This is a genomic window from Janthinobacterium lividum (assembly GCF_011601275.1).
Classification (GTDB): Bacteria; Pseudomonadota; Gammaproteobacteria; order Burkholderiales; family Burkholderiaceae_D; genus Janthinobacterium; species Janthinobacterium lividum_E.
This window is the reverse complement of the sequence record NZ_JAAOLY010000076.1, coordinates 1-304: the sequence shown is the minus strand read 5'-3', so window position 1 is coordinate 304 and position 304 is coordinate 1. Positions and strand designations below refer to the sequence as shown.

Annotated in this window: 1 protein-coding gene; it reads right to left on the bottom strand. The window is 65.8% G+C overall.

From position 1 onward, the window contains the following. Positions 1-304: Ig-like domain-containing protein (locus GYK42_RS29790; protein ID WP_166450293.1), on the bottom strand; the 304-nt coding region annotated here is incomplete at both ends.

The following is a 304-nucleotide window of genomic DNA, read 5'->3' as shown; positions in this document are numbered from 1 at the left end:
TGATCACCGGCGGACTGACCGTGATTGTCACGATAGCTTGCGCCGAAGTACCGGCGCCATTGCTGGCCGTGTAGCTAAAGCTGTCGGCACCGGCATAACCGGCCGCCGGCGTATAGCTGATGCTGGTCCCGTTGACCGTCGCCGTGCCGTGCGAAGCGGCGGAGGCCACCGCCACCAATGTCGCGACACCGCCGCTCAGGTTCAAGGTAATCGGCTGGACGCTGCTGCCATAGGCCACCGTGGCGTTGACGGCGCCGGCAATGGGCGCAACGTTTGCCACCGTGCCGGAATAGGTGCGCGCTCC